Origin of the sequence: Eubacterium sp. AF17-7 (assembly GCF_003461285.1) — a bacterium.
In the GTDB taxonomy this organism is placed as follows: Bacteria; Bacillota; Clostridia; order Lachnospirales; family Lachnospiraceae; genus Eubacterium_U; species Eubacterium_U album.
In genome coordinates this window covers 1-20247 of record NZ_QTWU01000003.1, presented here as the reverse complement: position 1 = coordinate 20247, position 20247 = coordinate 1, and the positions used below count along the sequence as shown (strand labels likewise).

Below are 20247 nucleotides of genomic sequence, written 5' to 3'. Positions count from 1 at the left end.
TTTAAGGACGGATAAGTGAATTTATCTGCCTGATTAAAGCTTGAAGAAAACAAAAAAACATAAATCAAAAAAATGTGTTGACATATGTATTGCAAGATGGTAATATATATGTCGATGTATAAAACAAAGCAGAGTATCCACTCTCACCCAGACACATAGAGGTGATTCGAGGTTAACATTTAATTCATTTGATTTGAGTTTTTAGTGGATAGTCTGACTATCCACTTTTTTTATGGAGGTGCAATACCATTAGCGAGTTAATGATTAATGAACAGATTAGGGACAAAGAAATAAGGCTCATTGGTTCAGATGGAGAACAGCTTGGAATTATGTCTTCAAGAGAAGCATTGAAGAAGGCTGAAGAAGCTGAATTAGATTTAATTAAGATTGCCCCAAAGGCTCAGCCACCTGTTTGCAAGATTATGGATTACGGAAAGTATAGATATGAATTGCAGAAGAAGGAAAAGGAAGCCAAGAAAAAACAAAAGTCAGTAGAAATTAAGGAAATCAGATTATCTCCTAACGTTGAGATTAATGATTTGAAGACAAAGGCTAATAATGCAAGAAAGTTCTTAGAAAAGGGTGACAAAGTTAAAGTAACTCTTAGATTCAGAGGACGTGAGATGGCTCATATTAGTAGTAGTGCGCATGTTTTAGATGACTTTGCTAAGTTATTAGAAGATATATCAGTAATAAGCAAAAAAGCTAAACTTGAAGGTAGAAACATGACAATGTTTCTCGAACAAAAGCGATAGGCTAGAGTTTAAATTAAGGAGGAATATAAAATGCCAAAAATCAAGACAAGCAGAGCAGCTGCAAAACGTTTTAAAGTTACAGGAACAGGTAAACTTAAAAGAAACAAAGCTTATAAGTCACATATTTTAACAAAGAAATCAACTAAGAGAAAGAGAAATCTTAGAAAAGCAACAGTTACTGATGCTACAAACGTAAAAAATATGAAGAAGATTTTACCTTATTTATAATTCTGAGTAGGAGGAAATTATCATGGCAAGAATTAAAGGCGGAATGAACGCTAGAAAAAAACATAATAGAGTATTAAAGCTCGCTAAGGGTTACAGAGGAGCAAGATCAAAACAGTATAGAGTAGCAAAGCAGTCAGTAATGAGAGCTTTGACTTCAGCTTATGCTGGTAGAAAGCAGAAAAAGAGACAGTTCAGACAGTTATGGATTGCAAGAATTAACGCTGCAGCTAGAATGAATGGTCTTTCATACAGCAAATTTATGTATGGTCTTAAATTAGCAGGTGTTGAAATGAACAGAAAGATGTTAGCTGAAATGGCAGTTAACGATGCTGAAGGATTTACTAAATTAGTAGAAGTTGCTAAAGCAAAATTAGCATAATTTTAATATATTTAATACTTATAAAAAAGCAGTGAGTTATTCTCACTGCTTTTTTATTTTCACAAAAGAATCACAATTTGAACGAAATAACGTCACAATTGAAACATAGAATATACAAGAAAGTTATTGTAACGATACAATGCAATAAAATAGTAGGAGGAAAGACATGAGTATTGTAGAGATAAACAATCTTGTTAAAAAATATGGAGATAACGTTGCAGTTAATGATTTGAGTCTTAATATTGATTCAAAAGGTGTCTATGGATTTTTAGGACCAAATGGTGCAGGAAAATCTACGACAATGAACGTATTAACAGGGTATATAGGTGCAACATCAGGAACTGTTATAATTAATGGATATGACATTTTTAAAGAGCCTGAGGAGGCAAAAAAGAATGTTGGCTATTTGCCGGAGATTCCACCCCTTTATCAGGATATGACTGTATATGAATACTTGGAATTTGTATCTAAGATAAAGAAAATAAAGAAGGAAGAAAGAAAGGCTTGCATAGAACAGTCTTTGGAAATGACAAGAACGACAGAAGTTAGAGAACGACTTATTAGGAATTTGTCAAAAGGATATAAGCAAAGAGTAGGAATTGCGCAGGCAATTATGGGAATGCCTGACCTTATTATTTTAGACGAGCCAACAGTAGGTCTTGATCCAAAACAGATAATAGAAATTAGAGATTTGATTAGAAATTTAGGAAAAGAGCATACTGTAATTTTGAGCTCGCATATTTTGACTGAAATAAGTGAAGTATGTGAGAATATATTTATTATTTCTCAGGGCAAACTTGTGGCTTCAGGTAGGGAAGAAGAATTAATTGAAGAACTTGCAGGAGAAAACAGAATTGAGGCTATTATTAAAGGTGATGCGAATGAAATAGAAAATATACTTGATAAATTTGGATGCAAACATTCAATTGAAACTTTAGATGATGAAAAATGTAAAGCACAGATAGTGACATCACGTGATATTGATATAAGAGAAGGATTGTTCTTCGCATTGGCAGAAAAGAAAATGCCGTTATTAGAACTTAAGTTTAAGACTAAATCTCTTGAAGATTTATTTATTGAACTTACGACTGAATATAAGGCACAGCCAAAGAAAAAAGGTCTTAAGTTTAAAAAGAAAAATTCAGAAAAATTGGATGATAAAAACTTAGCAGATAATTTAAAAAATGAAGAAAAAGAAGTGCAGGAGGTAGAAAAATAATGCTAGCAATATATGAAAAGGAACTTAAATCATATTTTACTTCAGTAATTGCCTGCCTGTTTATAGCAGTTACAACATTTATAGCAGGTATATTCTTTATCTATTATAATCTTACATATGGCTATACACAAATGTATGCTGCATATAATGCATTACTAATTTTAGTATTTACAATACCAATTCTTACAATGAAAATTGTTGCAGATGAACGAAGACTTAAAACGGACCAGCTGATTTTGACATCTCCTATTTCAGTTGGAAAAACAGTTGTAGGTAAGTTTTTGGCGTTGGTTACAATATATTTGATACCTGTTTTAATAATGTGTGTATATCCACTTATTTTATCCAGATTTGGCGAAGTGTCATTTAGATTGGCATACACAAATATATTAGGATTATTTTTATATGGCTGTGCATTTATTGCAATAGGTGTATTTATTTCATCCATAACGGAAAGCCAGGTTATATCGGCCATTTTAAGCATAGTAATTTTATTTATGGGTTACATGATGAACTCCTTAGAAAATATGATTTCATCTTCAGGAAATGTACTTACAAAAATACTTGGCGCATTTGATTTGTTGTCACCTGTAGATGAATTTATGAGTGGTGTAATTTCTCTTTTTGGAGTAGTTTATTATCTGACAATTATTGTTTTGTTCCTATTCCTCACTTGTCAATCAATACAAAAAAGAAGATGGAACGTATCTAAGGCAACTATTTCAACAGGTGTATTTAGCACGGGATTTATCGCTGTAGCAATCGTAGTAGCAGTATTTGTAAATCTTGTTGCAGGTAAGGTTACAGATAAATCTTCATGGGCAAGCATAGACATGACAGCATCTAAGTTGTATTCAATAACAGATGATACAAAGAAAATGTTGAAGAAAATAAATGATGACGTTGTTATCTATGTTATGGCAGCTAAAGATGGCAGTGATGATACAATAAAGAAAACATTAAAAAATTACGAAAATAGCTCAAAGCATATAAGTGTTGAATATAAAGATACAAAATTAAATCCTTATTTTTACGCAGATTATACAGATTCAGCACCTACATCAAATAGTTTAATTGTTGTAAATAAAAAGACAAATAAGTCAAAGGTTGTAGATTACAATAACATTTATGAAGCAGATACAAGTTCATATTACACTACAGGCTCCACATCTTACACAGGATATGACTGTGAAGGTCAGTTAGACAGTGCTATATCATATGTGTTATCAGATAAGAATCCGGTTGTTTATCAGATAACAGGACATGATGAAATTGGAATGGGCTCGAAGTTTTCAGATGCAATTTCTAAAATGAATTGTGATGTTGAAGAAATAAAATTAGCAAGTATGGACAGTTTATCAGTTGATGATTGCGAAATGATAATGATTTTAGGACCTACAAAGGATTATTCTAAAGATGAGACACAGAAAGTTATTGATTATTTAAATGCCGGAGGAAAAGCAATTATTGCATGTGAGGCTTACAAGAGCGCACAGACAGATAAACCAAATTTTGAATCGATATTAGAAGCATTTGGAGTGAAAGTTGTTGAAGGTGTTATAGCTGAAAATGATACAGATTTCTACTCAAATCAGTACGGACCATTCTTTACATTTGCAAACGGCTCAGGAAGTTTTGCGTCAGGAATAGATAACTATATAATTGCTCCATATGCAAAAGGATTACAACAGGTAAATAAAGATGACTCTTCAATAACATATACATCTTTAGCAACAACATCAAAAGCAGTATCAAAAACACATTTGAAAAGTGCAAAAAAATATACTAAAGAAGATGGAGATGTTGAAGGAACATTTGATTTAGGAGCACAAATAAAGAAGAGTGTAACAAGCGAAAATGAAAATGGAGAAAGCACAACTACAGAAACCAACATTTTGGCGTTAAGTTCAGTTTATATGTTAGATGACAATATGAATGAACTTGTTGCAGACGCAAACCTTGAAATGTTCAATAATGCTTTAAGTGAGTATATTAATACAGATGATTCTGTAGAGACTTTGTCAATTCCTTCAAAGAGCCTCCAGGCTTCTCAGTTGACAATTACAGCATCAGTTTCAAGACTTGTAGGAATAATTGTTGCAGTTGTTCTTCCTATAGCTATTTTAGTTGCGGGAATCGTAATTTGGACTAGAAGGAGAAAGAGATAATGAATAAACAGAAAAAACAATTTGTTGTAGTAGTTATTTTGATGGCAGTATGTATCATTGGTTATTTTGGCGTTGGTAAATTTTATAAAAATCAGGAAGAAAAAGAATCTGAAAATAAAGAGGCAACTGCAATAACGGCATTTGAGTTAAAAGATTATGAAAAAATAACAGCTTTTAACTATATAGCAAATGGCACATCGATTACATTAACAAAAGATAGCGATGGAAAATGGCATGATTCAAGCGATGCATCAGTAAATATAAGCAAAGATTCAGTTGAAACGGATATGCTTGCAAAACTTGTGTCAGTAACTGCAGATGAAAAAATTGCTAAAAAGGACGACATATCTCAATATGGATTTACCATAGATGATAATGGAAATGTAATTGCAGAGACAAATACAATAGCGCTTACAGACGAGGATAACACAACGTATACATTGTATATTGGAAAAGAAAATCCTTATGATACAAGTAAATATTATATGATGGTTGAAGGTGATGATAATATTTATTTGGTTGACTCAGATATTCAAACGGCATTTTCGAAGAATGTATCAGATATAACTGAGACAACAACAGAAGCTGCGACACAAGAGAGCACAGAAGCACAGACAGAAGAAATAACTGATGAGGCTGAAGCGAGAACAAATTAGTAAGAAATAGTAAAATATTGAAAAATGTAAACATAGAACTGTGAAGACAGAACAAATAAATGGTTTTATGATTATCCCAAAAGTTGATTTATAATAATTAAATATAAATCAACTTTTGGGTATTATAATGATAAAGCAAGGGTGAAATTATAAAGATAGTTAAATTTAATTGATGTTAATTAATAAAAAATGATGAATAGAAAAGGTAAATTCAATCTTGTAAGAGTGAATTACACTACAAATTAAACTACTAGTTAAAAAAATTAAAAAAAATGAAAAAAGTTGTTGACAAAAGTTGCACAAATGGTTATATTAATAAAGCAGTTTGATTGCAACGGGATCTTAGCTCAGCTGGGAGAGCACCTGCCTTACAAGCAGGGGGTCACAGGTTCGAGCCCTGTAGGTCCCATTTATATGGCGAAGTAGCTCAGTTGGCTAGAGCACACGGTTCATACCCGTGGTGTCGAGGGTTCGAATCCCCCCTTCGCTACTTAAGAAGGTTCTGATTAAGGAAACCTTCTTTTTTTTCGTTTATTTAGAAGGTTTATGAAATTTATAAGAAAAAATTGAGCATTGATTATTTGTTACAAAACTTGTAATCTTTGTAGATAAAAATACATGAATAGTGTTATACTAAAAAATATGTGTCAGAGAGTGTATAAATATAGTATTTTAATTAACAAGTCGTATATCGACTGAGATATAGAAAAATGCTATAATATATATTTGAATTAATTTGTTGTATTTATTAAAGGAAATAGATTATGAGAATTGGAATGGGATATGATGTTCATAGATTAGGAAAAGAGAGAAAATTAATTTTGGGTGGAGTTACAATTCCGTATGAATATGGATTGATTGGTCACTCAGATGCTGATGTTGTTGTTCATGCTATTATGGACGCACTTCTTGGTGCAGCTGCACTTGGAGATATCGGAAAACATTTTCCTGACAATGATGAACAATATAAAGATATATCGAGTATTATATTATTAGAACACGTAGGAAAATTGTTAAAAGATAACAATTATACAATTGGAAATATTGATGCAACAATTATTGCACAAAAACCAAAACTTGCTCCATATAGAGAACAGATGGTAAAAAACGTAGCGAAAGCTTTAAATATAAACGAAAATCAGGTTTGTATTAAAGCAACGACAGAGGAAGGATTAGGATTTACAGGAGAAGGCTTGGGAATTTCATCTCAGGCGATTGCACTGCTTAATTAAGTTATGAAGGATGTAGAATTAAAAGATATTAGAATTGAAGATTACAATAAGTTACAGAAATATTATTTAATGAGAAGGCCAGAGACGGCAGACAGTAATTTGTTGGATTTATATATGTGGACTGATTGTTATCCAACACAATATTTTTGTAATGAAAAAGGTGTGATGTGGGTAGCAAAAAGCGAAGATAATAAATATTATTCTTCAGTTCCATGTTGCAGGAACGAAGATTTAAAAGAGTGCTTTTATGATACTCAAAAATACTTTAATGAAGTTTTAAATAAGAAGCTTGTTATGTATGTAGTTGATAAAGAAGCAGTTGATATTCTTAATTTGCCGGAAGATAAGTATACTGTAATTCCTGATAGAACTTATTATGATTATGTATATGATGCTCAAAAATTACAGACATTAAGTGGTAGAAAATATCATAAAAAAAAGAATCATTACAATGCATTTTGTAGGGAATATGAAGGAAGATATGAATTTAAACTGTTAGATAGTACGCATCATGATGAGATAATGGATTATTTGGAAAATTGGAAACAGCATAAAGAGCATACAGAAGAAAAAGAATTTATAGATTTTGAAGCAATTGGAATCAAATATCTTTTAGAACATGAAAATGTATTTGATTATAAAATTGGCTCAGTTTATATAGATGATAAATTAGAAGCGTTTACTATTGGAAATTACTACAAACAGGAAGATATGGTTTATATTCCTGTGGAAAAAGCTAATCCAAACATTCGTGGTTTATATACTTTTATATGTAGCGAGTTCTTAAAAGTAGCATTTCCAAATGCAGCAAAAGAAAACAGAGAAGACGATATGGGATTAGAAGGACTAAGAAAGTCAAAATTGTCATATAATCCAATATATATGGTTGAAAAATATACAATAATTCAAAAATAGTTTCTAATTGTTCGATTAGAAATTGTTTGAATATCAGGAGATGGAACATGATTAGATATTTAGAAAAAAACGAAAAACTGAATATCCGAAGTATTTATGAACAATGCTTTCAAGATAGTAAGGAATATACGGATTACTATATGAATAATTGTCTTAAGAATAATTTTGTTGCAGTTGATGAAGAGGACGGAGAAATTATTGGTGCAGTACATTTGATACCAAAGACTGTAACAACAGGTAAGCTTAAAACTAATGTATTTTATATATACGGTGTATCAACATTAGAAAAATACAGAAGAAAAGGTGTAATGAAATCAATATTCAAGTATATTCTTAGTGATATGTATGAAGATATGGAGGCATTCACATATTTGATTCCATCAGATGAGACAAACGCCATGATTTATAGAAAACTAGGCTTTGAGTATGTAATGGATAAAGAACTACAGAAAAAGGAAGAAGCAAGGAAAAAACCTAGCCATTCACTTATTCTTAGAAAGGCAGAGCCTTCTGATTTCCCAAGATTAGCAATTTTTGCTGAGTCGGCAATGGAAGAAAGGTATGATGTGTCTTTGACTAAAAATAGAGATTATTTTAAAAAAATGAATGATTTATTAGAAGTTGAGGATGGCAGAATCGAAATTTATGTTGAGAATAAGGTTGTTGTAGGATATCGAATAGTTGTAGATGATGAAGCAATTGAGGAAGTTCTTGACAATGAAACACAAAGTATGACATGGTTGCTAAATGAAAAAAAGCCATATGCCATGGCAAGAATTATAAATTTAAGAAAAACACTAAGACTTATAGGAATGAGAGGAGTAGGACAGTTTGTGATAGAAATTGAGGATTCAGTCCTTCCGGGAAATAATGGAAGATTTAAAATTTCCTATGAGCATACAAATATAAAAATGGAGCCAACAACTGAAGAAGCAGAGTTTCATGTTACAATTGGACAGTTGACACAACATGTATTTGGTTATAAATTAATTGATGGATTGCCTGAAGTCTGTATGAAGCACGGATTTTTTATTAATGATTATGTATAGAAATTATCATTACAAGTGTGTATAATCTATGTTGATATCTATGAATATAGGTTATTGATATTTATAGAAGGAAGTAAAAAGAGGGATTTAAAATGGGATTCATTCAATATTATAAAGAGCAGGTGGAAGTAATTAAGGATAGAGACCCTGCAATTAAAACAAATTTAGAAGCATTGTTATACCCAAGTTTTTGGGCAATATATAAATATAGAAAAGCTCATAAGTTATATGAAAAAGGACACGTATTTCGTGCAAGAATGATATCACAAAGAGCTGCAAGAAAGACTGGAATAGAAATTCATCCTGCAGCACAGATTGGTAAAGGATTATTTATTGACCATGGTCATGGAGTTGTTATTGGTGAGACAACAATAATAGGAGATAACGTAACTTTGTACCAGGGTGTTACATTAGGTGGTTCAGGAAAGGAAAAAGGTAAAAGGCATCCAACTTTGCAGGATAATGTAATGGTTGGAGCGGGAGCTAAAGTATTAGGCTCATTTACAATTGGAGAAAATTCTAAAATTGGAGCAGGTTCTGTTGTTTTAGAAGAAGTGCCTCCGAATTCAGTAGTTGTAGGTGTACCGGGTGAAATTGTAAAACAGGATAATGTAAGAATGCCAAGGCTCGATTTGGATCAGGTTAATATGCCAAATCCTGTTCAGTTGGAAATAAAACAACTTAAAAAAGAAAATCTCGAATTAAAAGAAATAATGATGAAACTAGCAAATCATATTAAGGAGTAATAAGATGCAAATATACAATACGCTGACGAAGAAAAAAGAAATATTTAAACCGATAGACGAAAAACAGGTAGGAATGTATACATGTGGGCCTACAGTTTATCATTATGCACATATTGGAAACTTAAGAAGTTACATAATGGAAGATGTTCTTGAAAAAGAATTAAGATACGAAGGATATAATGTAAAAAGAGTCATGAACATTACTGATGTAGGTCATTTGTCAAGTGATGCCGACACAGGTGAGGATAAGATGCTTAAAGGAGCAAAAAGAGAACATAAGACAGTTCTTGAAATTGCAAAGTTTTATACAGATGCTTTCTTTAGCGATTGTAATAAATTAAACATCAAAAGACCTGATGTAGTTGAACCAGCAACAAATTGTATAGATGAATTTATTAAAATGATTTCCGGATTGTTAGAAAAAGGATATGCATATATCGCAGGTGGAAATGTATACTTTGATACATCAAAATTGGACAAATACTATACTTTGTCAAGCCATAATGAAGATGACTTGATGGTTGGTGTAAGAGATGATGTTGATGTTGATGAAAATAAAAGAAACAAGACTGATTTTGTATTGTGGTTTACCAAGTCAAAGTTTGACGATCAGGAATTAAAATGGGATAGCCCATGGGGAGTAGGATATCCGGGATGGCATATTGAATGCTCATGCATAAGTATGAAGCATTTAGGTGAAAATTTAGATTTGCATTGCGGAGGAATTGATAACATTTTCCCTCATCATACGAACGAAATTGCACAGAGTGAAGCATATATTGGACATAAATGGTGTAATTACTGGTTCCATGTTCATCATTTAAATGATAAGCAAGGTAAAATGAGTAAATCAAAAGGTGATTTTCTTACAGTATCTCTTTTAGAGGAAAAAGGATATAATCCACTTGTGTACAGAATGTTTTGTTTACAGTCTCATTACAGAAAACCATTGCAATTTTCGTATGAAGTATTAGATTCAGTTGCTGCAGGATATAAGAAATTAAAGAATAGAATTGCTAAATTAGACAAAGAAGGAACTGTTAATGAGGCAAAGGCAGCTGAATATAAAAAGAAATTTATAGAAATAGTTGGAAACGATTTAAATACAGCATCAGGTATTACTTTAATTTATGACTTATTAAAAGATGATGTAAATGATGCAACAAAGAGATACATTATTGAAGATTTTGATAAAGTATTATCTTTGGATTTATTGGAAAATGAAAATACACAGGAAAGTTCAGATGTAGATTCTGAAATGGAACAGTATATTAAAGAAAGGATTTTAAAACGAGCTGAAGCTAAGAAGGCAAAAGATTTTGCAACAGCAGATGCTATAAGAGAAGAACTTGCAGCTAAAGGAATTGTTTTGAAAGATACAAGAGAAGGAACAACATGGACAAAAGCGTAAATAATAACGACATTTTTAAAAGCATAAAAGAATCCATGGGATTAAAAGAAATTAATATAGTTGATTATTCACCTTTGACATTGGCTTACATTGGGGATGGAATTTATGAAATTGTAATCAGAACAATGATAGTTGATGAAGCAAACAGGCAGGTTAACAAAATTCATAAAGCAGCTGCAGATTTAGTAAAAGCTAAAACCCAATCAGATATGATACTTAGTCTTTATGAAGATTTGACTGAAGATGAGGCTCGTGTTTATAAGCGTGGAAGAAATGCTAAAGCTATAACAAGGGCAAAGAATGCATCAATGGGTGATTACAGAAGAGCAACAGGTTTTGAGGCTGTAATGGGATATTTATATTTGACTGAGCAGTCTGAAAGAATGATGGAACTTATAAAAAAAGGATTAAACAATATTAAAGAGGGTAAGGAATAAGCTTTAAGATTAAGAGGAAATAGAATGAGATATAGCGAGTTGACTTTAGAAGGACGTAATGCTGTAATTGAGGCGTTCCGTGCGGGAAAAACAATCGATAAATTGTTTGTATTAGAGCATTGTCAGGAAGGCTCGATGAACACAATTATCAGAGAAGCTAAGAAAAAAGATACAATTATAAATTATGTTAAAAAAGAACGTCTGGATCAAATGTCTGAAACAGGAAAACATCAGGGAGTAATAGCGTATGTAGCTGCATATGATTATGCTACAGTTGATGATATTCTTGAAAGGGCAAGAGAGAAAGATGAACAGCCTTTCATTATAGTTTTAGACAATATTGAAGACCCACATAATTTAGGGGCGATAATAAGAACTGCTAATTTAGCAGGTGCACATGGAGTTATTATATCAAAACACAGAGCAGCAGGGTTAACAGCAACAGTTGCAAAGGCTTCAGCAGGTGCAATAAACTATACTCCTGTAGCAAAGGTTACTAATATAGCAAAAACAATTGAAAAACTTAAAGACCAAGGATTATGGTTTGTATGCGCTGACATGGGTGGAACAAGAATGTATGACCTTGATTTGAAAGGACCTATAGGTCTTGTTATAGGAAATGAGGGAGAAGGAGTAAGTAGACTTGTAAAAGAAAAATGCGACTTTATTGCTTCAGTGCCTATGTTTGGAGATATAGATTCCCTTAATGCTAGCGTTGCTACAGGTGTTTTAGCATATGAAATTGTAAGACAGAGAATGCTATAATATATTAAATGCTTTGTTTGATAGACAGAGAAGACTATAATGAATGAAATTCTGATAGAAAGATGATTATATAGTTTTAATTTTTTTAAAGTGTAATTAAAATTTAGCATTAAGTATTAAATAGAAAAAATAAGAATCAGCAAATCAGATGCTGATTCTTATTTTTTAGAAGCTCCCGACGGGACTTGAACCCGAGACCTCTACCTTACCAAGGTAGCGCTCTACCGACTGAGCTACGGGGGCTTAATTAGTTTAACTTAAATGATAATAACATAAAGATAGTAAATAGACAATAGAAAAAAGTAAATGTAATTTATTTGATTGTACAAATTGTATTGCTTAATTGAAATGTTAACGATTAAAAAAATAAAATAATTGTGCAAAATTCATAAAAAAACATTGCAATATTGAAAAAGATTGTGCAAAATGATAAACTATATACAATTGGAAATTGGGGAATGATTATAATGAGCTATATGATGTGTTTGAAGGAGGACTTTTTTAATGAGAAAATTATCTAAGAAAATACTTTCTTTGTATGCAAAGAAAGCAATTATTGGCTTAGCATCAGTTGCGATGGTTGCGACTATGTCGTTGAGTACAATAAATGTGTCACCGGTTAAGGGAGCGACAACTTCATCAACGTTAGTATGGAGTGATGAATTTAATGGGAATTCTATTGACGCTTCAAAATGGGGATTTGAAATAGGAACAGGTTCAAATGGATGGGGAAATAATGAACAACAGTACTATACCAATAGAACAGATAATGCATATGTTGCTGATGGAGCGTTACATATTAGAGCTAAAAAAGAAGCGTATGGTGGAAAAAATTATACATCAGCAAGACTTAATACAAATGGAAAATTTACATTTACATATGGATATGTAGAAGCAAGACTTGCGCTTCCGTCTAGTCAGGGAATTTGGCCTGCATTTTGGATGTTGGGAGCAAATATTGGAAGTGTAGGTTGGCCATCGTGTGGTGAAATAGACATTATGGAAGCAATAAATGCAGAAAATAAAACATATGGTACATGTCATTGGAATGCAAATGGACATGCAGAATATGGAAAACCAACTGGAAATTTTGATATAACACAGTATCATACATACGGTCTCCAGTGGGATAATCAGTATATTAGATTTTTTGTAGATGGAAATAAATTCTATGAAATGTCAATAGCAAATAATGCAGGAGATACAGATGAATTCCACAAGCCATTTTATTTATTGCTTAATGTGGCTGTAGGTGGCAATTGGCCGGGATTTTCAATTGATGATAGTGCATTCCCACAGGAAATGAAAGTTGATTATGTTCGAGTATATCAGGACAATCCTTCATTTGATAGTTCATCATCAAATAATGTAGATAAAAACAATGGTGGAAATAGTGGTAATACGGGAAGTACAGGAAATACAGGAAATACAGGAAATACAGATACATCAAATACACCAGCTAGTGGAATGGGAATGAATTCGTCAGGAAACAATTCAGCTACAGCTTATGTAAATGATTCAAAATGGACAGATATTCATTATTCAGTAAATAATGGTGCACAGCAGAATGTAAGAATGACACAATCAGGAAATAAGGCAACATATACTATTAATGGATTGAAATCAGGAGATAATGTTAGTTATTGGTTTACATATTGTAATACATCAGGATATGTAAAAGATACATCAAAATACACATATACACATAACAGCAGTGGCTCATCATCAGGAAGTGGTTCATCATCAGGAAGCAGTTCATCAGGAAGCAGTTCATCAGGAAATGTAAATTCAACATCAGGAGATGTATATATTTATCAGGATATTAATTATGGTGGAAATACAGCATCTTTAGGAGTTGGAAATTATACATTAAGCAGTCTTTTGGCAAAAGGATTTAAAAATGATGATTTGTCATCTATTAAAGTACCTTTTGGATACAAAGTTACATTATATGATAATGATAATTTTGGTGGCGAATCAATGGTTGTCACATCAGACACTAAATGGATAGGCACAGCATTTAATGATAGAGTATCATCTATTAAAGTTGAAAAAGCAAGATATAAGATTGTTAATAAACATAGTGGACTTTGTCTTGATGTTGCAGGAGCAAATAAGGCAAGTGGTACAAATGTACAGCAGTGTGAGGCAAATGGAAATATAGCTCAGGAATGGGAGTTAGATTATAACAATGATGACTACACATATATTATTAAAAGTGCATTAACAGGAAAAGCTCTTGATATGGGCGGATGGTCACAGGATAATGGTGGTAATGCCATAATTTGGGATAATAATAAAACAGCTAATCAAAGATGGTATATTACCCAGGTTGATGGAGGATATGTATTCTTCATTAACAAGCATAGCAATAAGTCATTAGAAGTTGGCGGATGGTCTACATCTAATGGTGGAAATGTTCAGCAGTGGGATTATAAGGCTCAAGCTAACCAGTTGTGGAAATTTGAAATGGTTAATTAAAGTAATATATTATAAAAGGGAATTGTTACGGTAACGTGACAATTCCTTTTTTAGGTGTTTAGAGCGAAAAAGTAAAAGTTATTTTAATAAAAAACAATGCATATATTGTTTGAATACGAAGAATATGCTAAAATACTTATGTTTTATATTTATTTTATATTGAAAAGGGGAGTTTTATGTTGAGAATTTCAAAAAGAATTTTAGCTACAATTTTAGCAACAGCAATGGTATTTACGATGGCAGATTATTCGGGAATACATTTGTTAGTAGAAAATGTATCTGCATCAACAGACCAGAATAAGTATTCAGATTCAAAGGTGGTTAATGAAGAAATTATACCGGATACTGAATTGAGAAATGCTTTAAAAGACATAATTTCAAATGGAAACGATTTGACTTTTAAAGAATTAAAGGAATATGAGGGAGATTTGGATTTAAGCAATTATCCTCAAATTCAGGAAGTTACAGGTTTAGGATATATGAGACTTGTAAAAAATATGGATTTGTCCACTCTTTCAAAAGTTAAAAAGATTGATAAGTATGAGTTCCAGATGTGTAATCTTACATCAATAAAATTACCAGAAAATTTAGAAGAAATAGATGAAGCAGCTTTTTATAGGTGCGAAAGTCTTGAAACGGTTGTATTACCTGATGGTTTAAAGAAAATTCATAATGATGCATTTAGCAGATGTACAAAGTTAAATAATGTAACATTACCTGAATCGTTAATTAAAATTGGTAATGGAGCTTTTAGTGTTTGTGAATCATTGGAGAGTATAAAGATACCGGATTATATTAATGCAGCTTTGGAAAACTCAAGTGATGATTCTGTTAATGGATTGGGAACAGGAGTTTTTGACGGATGTACAGCATTATCAAATGTTACATTTGGTGCAGCCATGACAGCAATTCCGGCTGGCTTTTTTAGAGGAACAAAAGCTCTAAGAAAAATAGCAATTCCGGAACAAATTATAGATATAAGAAATAATGCGTTTGGTGAAAGTGGATTATATTCAATTGATTTGTCAAAAAATACAAAAATGACTACTATTTCAGGAAATGTATTTAATGGGTGCTCATCATTATATAAAGTTATTTTGCCTAAATCAATTGAGAGAATTGAAGAAAGAGCATTTTGGGGAACAAGTGTATATGATTCTGATATATTTAAAGGATTAGATAAATTAACTTATATTGGCGATTATGCATTTTTAGGTTGTAAATTTATTGAAATAAATATGCCGGATAATATTGAAACTATAGGATTCGAAGCTTTTAAAAAATGTAGTTTGTTACAAAAAGTTAATTTTGGGGAATATACACATGAAATAAAAGAAAATACAATACTTTCTATAGGAAGTGAGGCATTTATAGAATGCTATAATTTAACAGATGTTCATTTCCCTTCAGAAAATCAGGATAATATTAATTTTGGTATAGAAATATTAAGTAAGGCTTTTAAAAACGCTACGAATTTGCATAATGTTAATTTTACATCAAGCATTACATTGATTGGTGAAAGTGCATTTGAAAATTGCGGGGCAATAAAAAAAGAAGAAGTTTGTGAAGGAAGAAGAAGCGTATATATTTCAAAGAAAGATATACATAAAACTTACCAGGAGGGAGATACTGAATATAGATATTATACATATGGAAATGGGCAGGAGTATTATGAACTGAATATTGGATATTTTAATCAGGAAAATTTTAGAGATAGTTACAATAAATATGATTCTGATATAGAAGTTGTATTATGTGTACCGGGAGCAAATAAGCAAAAGGTATATACACATTCATATACAGGATTAGAAGATATTGATTTGTCGAATAATAATAGAACTGTATTTGGAAAAAATGTATTTAAAGGATGCATAAATTTGAAAACTGTTAAACTTCCTACAGAAATGACAGAGGTTCCTGAAGGAATGTTTGATAATTGTTTTTCTAATTTATATGGTAGTGATGATAGAACTGTATCTTCCTTAAAGCGTGAAAATGATACATGGTATGTGGGTTTAAATAAAGTGGAATTTCCTAGCACATTGAAAAAAATTGGCGTTAAAGCATTTTATCAGTGTAAAAATTTAGAGTTGAATAATAAATTACCTGAAAGTCTGGAAATAATTGAGAAAGATGCTTTCAGCGGATGTGAAAATATTGGTAAGTTGAATCTTCCGTATAATTTAGTAAAAATAGGAAATAATGCTTTTAATAATTGCTCAAGAATCATTGACGGTGTTGTTTCAAAAAAGAGAGGATTAACAGAGTGTGATGCATCCGCACTTTCAAAAATTGAATATATTGGAGGAGGAGCTTTTGCAAATTGCCCTTTTACAAACTTTATTATGAATAAAGAAGGAAAAATTAAAAACATAATGTCTGGCACATTTTCAAACTGTCAATTTTTGAAAGATGTTAGATTTTGTGATTCCGTTGAGAATGTACAGAATAATAGTATGTCTAATGATGTGAGTTTAAAATATATTGATATACCGGATATTTGTACAATTAATCAAAATTTTGCATACGGTGTATTAACTATACCTGTTAAATACAGAGACAGTTTTAGTGAATTATCAGATAGTTGTATTGTAAAGATGACAGAGGATAATATTTCATATGTTCCGCAATTTTCTTTATCTGTAAGAGTAGTTAATAAAGATCAGGTTGTAAGGGTTAATTCGGAAGTAGTATTACCGTTTTACACTATACAAAAGGAAACATGGAATAAAATAAAATTAGTAAAAATTGGCGATACTAAATTGGAATATGATCAGGATAATGATTCGTTCTCAGGAATAATGGACGAACTTCCTATGAGTGTAACTGCAGACTTGAATTTTTCTCACAATATTTCGGCAACAAATTGGACGGGAAGTGGAAAAGTTAATATTATTGCTCCAAGAATTCAGGGAAAATATGAAGCAGATGACGTACCAGTTACAGTAGAAGGCGATATTTCTTTTATACTTGGTAAAGGGGATAGTGGATATTATGTTAATCCGTGTGCTGTTTCAGGATTATATTTAGTGGATGTTCAGGCAAATCCGTGTAAGGAAATTATTGCAGATGATTCATTATATATAAATAGTACAAATAATAAAAAGTCATATAGAATTAAACCTAATTTTATACCTGAATCAAATGATAGCGATATGACAGATAAGATTGAATGGAAGGTTGAAACAGGAGAAGAATTTATAAGTTATACAGTATCAGGTGATGGAAAATACATAGATGTAAAAACATCAGGCACAGGCTGTGGCACAAGTAAAATTGTAGTAAAGGCAGGAACAATTATAAAGACAATATATGTTTATAATGTAATCCCTGGAACAATATCATCTGTTAAAGATGAAAATAACAAAGAAATTGCGAATAAAGGAAATGTGGATATTACTTTGTTAGACAAAACAAAAATTACAGCTACATTGTCATATCAGCTTGATGTCCCAAGTGGATATGAAGATAAAATATCATACACAAGTGATGATGAGTCAGTTGTAAAGGTTTGTAATGTTGAAGAAAAAGATGGAGTGACTGAGTGTGAACTTGAAGCTGTAGGTATGGGAAAAGCCGTTATAACTGTCAAATCAAAAGCAGGAGAAGCTGTAAGGACGTTTAATGTAGTTGTTTCATCTGATAATTTAAAATTAGTAGTAAAGGATCAGAATGATAATATTGTTGAATCCGGTAATAGACTTGATTTGTTAAATACTAATGGAATTAAGTATAAATACGAATTTAACGAAAATATTGCAAATAAAATGCTTACATCGGTTGTAGAGGACGACAGTATAGTTGAAGTAAGAAACATTGATACAAATAGAATGACATTTACCTTAGTTGGCAAAAAAACAGGTAAAACAAAAGTTACAATTTATCCTGCAATAGGAAATGAAAAGTGTGGTGTAACATATGAAGTTGTGGTAGACGGAGATATTTCTAAAATAACATTAGAGAATAAGTCGATAGAATTAGATAGTACATACTGTATATTGACAAGTGTTACAAACGTTTTCAATCAATCTATTAAGGATGATATTATGTCTAACATGTCAAGTATTACTACAAATACATTAAAATTTACTTCAAGTAATGAAAATGTTGCGACTGTGGACAATTGGGGAAATGTAACCATTATAAGCTTGCCGGATGATAACAGTAAAGTGACAATTTCATGTTGTGCTATGAGAGGTGGCGAGATTGTAAATAACACTACAAGAACAGTCACTGTAACTCCAACAAAGAAAAAAGTTTCCAATATTGTTTATAGTGGCAATACAAATATAACTGTTAATGAAAAAACAAAAATTGATTTGAGTTTTGAACCAGTTAACTCAATGTATAAAGGTGTTGAAGTTTCGTATGTTAACGATGGAAAGAATTTTGTATCTTATGATTATAAAGATAAAGAAAAAGCTATCTATGTAACAGGGAAAAAAGCTGGAAAAGCTGCGATAAAGGTTAGAGTAAAATTAGAAAATAATGTTTATATTGAGAAAATAATTGAATTTAATGTTTCTGATAAAATCACAGATACAACTAAAAATAGTATTTCTGATATTTCAGACACTAAAAATCTTAATAAGATTATAAAATTGAAAGTAAAACGAGGAAAGAAAAAGGCAACTTTAACTTGGAGTAAAATCAGTGGAATTACTGGATATCAGATTCAAATGTCAAAGAATGGCAAAAAATATAAGACTATAAAATTTATTAAGAAATCGTCGACTTCTAAATTTATAAAAAAGAAATTGAAATCAAAGAAAAAAGTGTATTTTAAAATTAGAACTTATATTCAGTCAGGAAAACAGAAAAAGTATGGAAAATGGAGTAAGGTAAAAGCTGTAAGAATCAAATAATATTTATAAAGTGTTTATATAGAGAAAGATAAATACTTTGTTATAGAATGTTTATAAAAATGATATGTTGAACTAAAAAGAATGCTGGTTTTATATATGTGGTAAATGTGCAATTATTGACAAAAAATGCATATGTGATAATATAAAATGAGTAAAATAAAAAGAAGGAGTTACTCAAATATGAATAAAAAAGTTTTATCAGTTTTGGTAGATAATACATCAGGTGTACTTAATAGAGTAGCTGGTTTGTTCAGCAGAAGAGGTTATAATATTGATAGCTTAACTGTTGGAGTAACACAGGATCCTAGATATTCAAGAATGACAATTGTTGTAACAGGCGATGATGATATAATCGAACAGATTATTAAACAGATTGAAAAGCTTGTAGACGTAAATAAGGTTGAGGTACTTGAAGATAATAATTCAGTGTGCAGAGAATTGATTTTAACAAAAGTTAAGACAACACCTGAACAGAGACAGCAGGTTATGGCAGTAGCTGATATCTTCAGAGCTAAGATTGTTGACGTTGGTATAGATTCACTTATTATTGAATTAACAGGAAATCAGAATAAATTAGATGCATTCTTGAATCTTTTAGCTGATTACGAAATTTTAGAACTTGTAAGAACAGGAATTACAGGTCTTGCAAGAGGAACAAAATAATAAACAAAAATTATATCTGTGATAAAGCAGATTGGTTTTTAGTTGCTTTATGCAACAAATAATACATATATTTACGGAGGCGTAACAATGTCAGAAGCAAAAATTTATTATCAGGAAGATTGTAACCTTTCATTATTAGATGGAAAGACAATCGCAATCATCGGTTATGGTAGCCAGGGACATGCACATGCATTAAACTTAAAGGAATCAGGATGCGATGTCATTATTGGTTTATATGAAGGAAGCAAGTCATGGGCTAAGGCTGAAAAGCAGGGATT

The 20247-nt window shown here is 31.4% G+C and carries 16 protein-coding genes, 3 tRNA genes and 1 pseudogene; 19 read left to right on the top strand and 1 reads right to left on the bottom strand.

Annotation, left to right across the window (positions count from 1 at the left end):
- The first annotated feature begins 260 nt into the window (after window positions 1-260).
- The 15 genes from infC (at window position 261) to rlmB (ending at window position 11960) form a co-directional block, all read left to right on the top strand.
- Window positions 261-755 (top strand): translation initiation factor IF-3, encoded by a 495-nt coding sequence (gene infC / locus DWW96_RS05130; RefSeq protein ID WP_022089838.1) that lies wholly within the window; start codon window positions 261-263, stop codon window positions 753-755.
- 30 nt (window positions 756-785) lie between these two features.
- Window positions 786-983: a 50S ribosomal protein L35 gene (gene rpmI / locus DWW96_RS05125; protein ID WP_022089839.1), complete on the top strand. Its 198-nt coding sequence runs from the start codon at window positions 786-788 to the stop codon at window positions 981-983.
- A gap of 22 nt (window positions 984-1005) precedes the next feature.
- Window positions 1006-1362, top strand: a complete 357-nt coding sequence (gene rplT, locus DWW96_RS05120) for a 50S ribosomal protein L20 (RefSeq protein ID WP_022089840.1) — start codon at window positions 1006-1008, stop codon at window positions 1360-1362.
- A gap of 166 nt (window positions 1363-1528) precedes the next feature.
- Window positions 1529-2581: an ABC transporter ATP-binding protein gene (locus DWW96_RS05115; protein ID WP_022089841.1), complete on the top strand. Its 1053-nt coding sequence runs from the start codon at window positions 1529-1531 to the stop codon at window positions 2579-2581.
- Window positions 2581-4749 (top strand): Gldg family protein, encoded by a 2169-nt coding sequence (locus DWW96_RS05110; RefSeq protein WP_022089842.1) that lies wholly within the window; start codon window positions 2581-2583, stop codon window positions 4747-4749. The genes DWW96_RS05115 and DWW96_RS05110 overlap by 1 nt, the downstream gene beginning before the upstream one ends.
- Window positions 4749-5405 carry a DUF4340 domain-containing protein gene (locus DWW96_RS05105; RefSeq protein ID WP_022089843.1) on the top strand — a complete coding sequence of 219 codons (657 nt, stop codon included), beginning with the start codon at window positions 4749-4751 and terminating at the stop codon, window positions 5403-5405. Before DWW96_RS05110 ends, DWW96_RS05105 begins: the two co-directional genes overlap by 1 nt.
- Window positions 5406-5741: 336 nt before the next feature.
- Window positions 5742-5814: transfer RNA gene (locus tag DWW96_RS05100), tRNA-Val, on the top strand.
- 7 nt (window positions 5815-5821) lie between these two features.
- Window positions 5822-5895 (top strand) — tRNA-Met (locus DWW96_RS05095).
- Window positions 5896-6169: 274 nt separating this feature from the next.
- Window positions 6170-6637 carry a 2-C-methyl-D-erythritol 2,4-cyclodiphosphate synthase gene (gene ispF, locus DWW96_RS05090; RefSeq protein WP_022089844.1) on the top strand — a complete coding sequence of 156 codons (468 nt, stop codon included), beginning with the start codon at window positions 6170-6172 and terminating at the stop codon, window positions 6635-6637.
- A 3-nt stretch (window positions 6638-6640) separates the two neighbouring features.
- Complete coding sequence (locus DWW96_RS05085; RefSeq protein ID WP_022089845.1) at window positions 6641-7552, top strand: phosphatidylglycerol lysyltransferase domain-containing protein; 912 nt, start codon at window positions 6641-6643, stop codon at window positions 7550-7552.
- A gap of 47 nt (window positions 7553-7599) precedes the next feature.
- The gene (locus DWW96_RS05080) at window positions 7600-8601 is read left to right on the top strand and encodes a GNAT family N-acetyltransferase (protein ID WP_022089846.1); all 1002 of its coding nucleotides are present in this window, start codon (window positions 7600-7602) and stop codon (window positions 8599-8601) included.
- A 92-nt stretch (window positions 8602-8693) separates the two neighbouring features.
- Window positions 8694-9347, top strand: a complete 654-nt coding sequence (gene cysE / locus DWW96_RS05075; RefSeq protein ID WP_022089847.1) for a serine O-acetyltransferase — start codon at window positions 8694-8696, stop codon at window positions 9345-9347.
- A 4-nt stretch (window positions 9348-9351) separates the two neighbouring features.
- On the top strand, window positions 9352-10758 hold the full coding sequence (gene cysS, locus DWW96_RS05070; RefSeq protein ID WP_117909527.1) for a cysteine--tRNA ligase: 1407 nt from the start codon (window positions 9352-9354) through the stop codon (window positions 10756-10758).
- Window positions 10743-11195, top strand: a complete 453-nt coding sequence (locus tag DWW96_RS05065; RefSeq protein ID WP_117909526.1) for a ribonuclease III domain-containing protein — start codon at window positions 10743-10745, stop codon at window positions 11193-11195. The genes cysS and DWW96_RS05065 overlap by 16 nt, the downstream gene beginning before the upstream one ends.
- Window positions 11196-11219: 24 nt before the next feature.
- Window positions 11220-11960, top strand: coding sequence for a 23S rRNA (guanosine(2251)-2'-O)-methyltransferase RlmB (rlmB, locus tag DWW96_RS05060; protein ID WP_022089850.1), 741 nt, complete (start codon window positions 11220-11222; stop codon window positions 11958-11960).
- A gap of 170 nt (window positions 11961-12130) precedes the next feature.
- Here rlmB and DWW96_RS05055 read toward each other — a convergent pair.
- Window positions 12131-12203 (bottom strand) — tRNA-Thr (locus DWW96_RS05055).
- A 261-nt stretch (window positions 12204-12464) separates the two neighbouring features.
- Here DWW96_RS05055 and DWW96_RS05050 point away from each other — a divergent pair.
- The 4 genes and pseudogenes from DWW96_RS05050 to DWW96_RS05035 all read left to right on the top strand — a co-directional run.
- The gene (locus DWW96_RS05050) at window positions 12465-14441 is read left to right on the top strand and encodes a family 16 glycosylhydrolase (RefSeq protein WP_117909524.1); all 1977 of its coding nucleotides are present in this window, start codon (window positions 12465-12467) and stop codon (window positions 14439-14441) included.
- A gap of 176 nt (window positions 14442-14617) precedes the next feature.
- The gene (locus DWW96_RS05045; protein ID WP_117909522.1) at window positions 14618-19306 is read left to right on the top strand and encodes a leucine-rich repeat domain-containing protein; all 4689 of its coding nucleotides are present in this window, start codon (window positions 14618-14620) and stop codon (window positions 19304-19306) included.
- 180 nt (window positions 19307-19486) lie between these two features.
- A complete protein-coding gene (gene ilvN / locus DWW96_RS05040; protein WP_022089853.1) occupies window positions 19487-19969 on the top strand; it encodes an acetolactate synthase small subunit in 483 nt (160 codons plus the stop codon).
- Window positions 19970-20056: 87 nt separating this feature from the next.
- Window positions 20057-20247, top strand: a pseudogene (locus DWW96_RS05035) (ketol-acid reductoisomerase); the annotation flags it as partial.

Coding starts and splice junctions, on each gene's coding strand:
- DWW96_RS05110 (WP_022089842.1), top strand. CDS start 2,581: ATGCTAGCAATATATGAAAAGGAACTTAAATCATATTTTACTTCAGTA.
- DWW96_RS05115 (WP_022089841.1), top strand. CDS start 1,529: ATGAGTATTGTAGAGATAAACAATCTTGTTAAAAAATATGGAGATAAC.
- DWW96_RS05045 (WP_117909522.1), top strand. CDS start 14,618: ATGTTGAGAATTTCAAAAAGAATTTTAGCTACAATTTTAGCAACAGCA.
- DWW96_RS05050 (WP_117909524.1), top strand. CDS start 12,465: ATGAGAAAATTATCTAAGAAAATACTTTCTTTGTATGCAAAGAAAGCA.
- ilvN (WP_022089853.1), top strand. CDS start 19,487: ATGAATAAAAAAGTTTTATCAGTTTTGGTAGATAATACATCAGGTGTA.
- cysS (WP_117909527.1), top strand. CDS start 9,352: ATGCAAATATACAATACGCTGACGAAGAAAAAAGAAATATTTAAACCG.
- rlmB (WP_022089850.1), top strand. CDS start 11,220: ATGAGATATAGCGAGTTGACTTTAGAAGGACGTAATGCTGTAATTGAG.
- DWW96_RS05105 (WP_022089843.1), top strand. CDS start 4,749: ATGAATAAACAGAAAAAACAATTTGTTGTAGTAGTTATTTTGATGGCA.
- DWW96_RS05065 (WP_117909526.1), top strand. CDS start 10,743: ATGGACAAAAGCGTAAATAATAACGACATTTTTAAAAGCATAAAAGAA.
- infC (WP_022089838.1), top strand. CDS start 261: ATGATTAATGAACAGATTAGGGACAAAGAAATAAGGCTCATTGGTTCA.
- rpmI (WP_022089839.1), top strand. CDS start 786: ATGCCAAAAATCAAGACAAGCAGAGCAGCTGCAAAACGTTTTAAAGTT.
- DWW96_RS05080 (WP_022089846.1), top strand. CDS start 7,600: ATGATTAGATATTTAGAAAAAAACGAAAAACTGAATATCCGAAGTATT.
- rplT (WP_022089840.1), top strand. CDS start 1,006: ATGGCAAGAATTAAAGGCGGAATGAACGCTAGAAAAAAACATAATAGA.
- ispF (WP_022089844.1), top strand. CDS start 6,170: ATGAGAATTGGAATGGGATATGATGTTCATAGATTAGGAAAAGAGAGA.
- cysE (WP_022089847.1), top strand. CDS start 8,694: ATGGGATTCATTCAATATTATAAAGAGCAGGTGGAAGTAATTAAGGAT.
- DWW96_RS05085 (WP_022089845.1), top strand. CDS start 6,641: ATGAAGGATGTAGAATTAAAAGATATTAGAATTGAAGATTACAATAAG.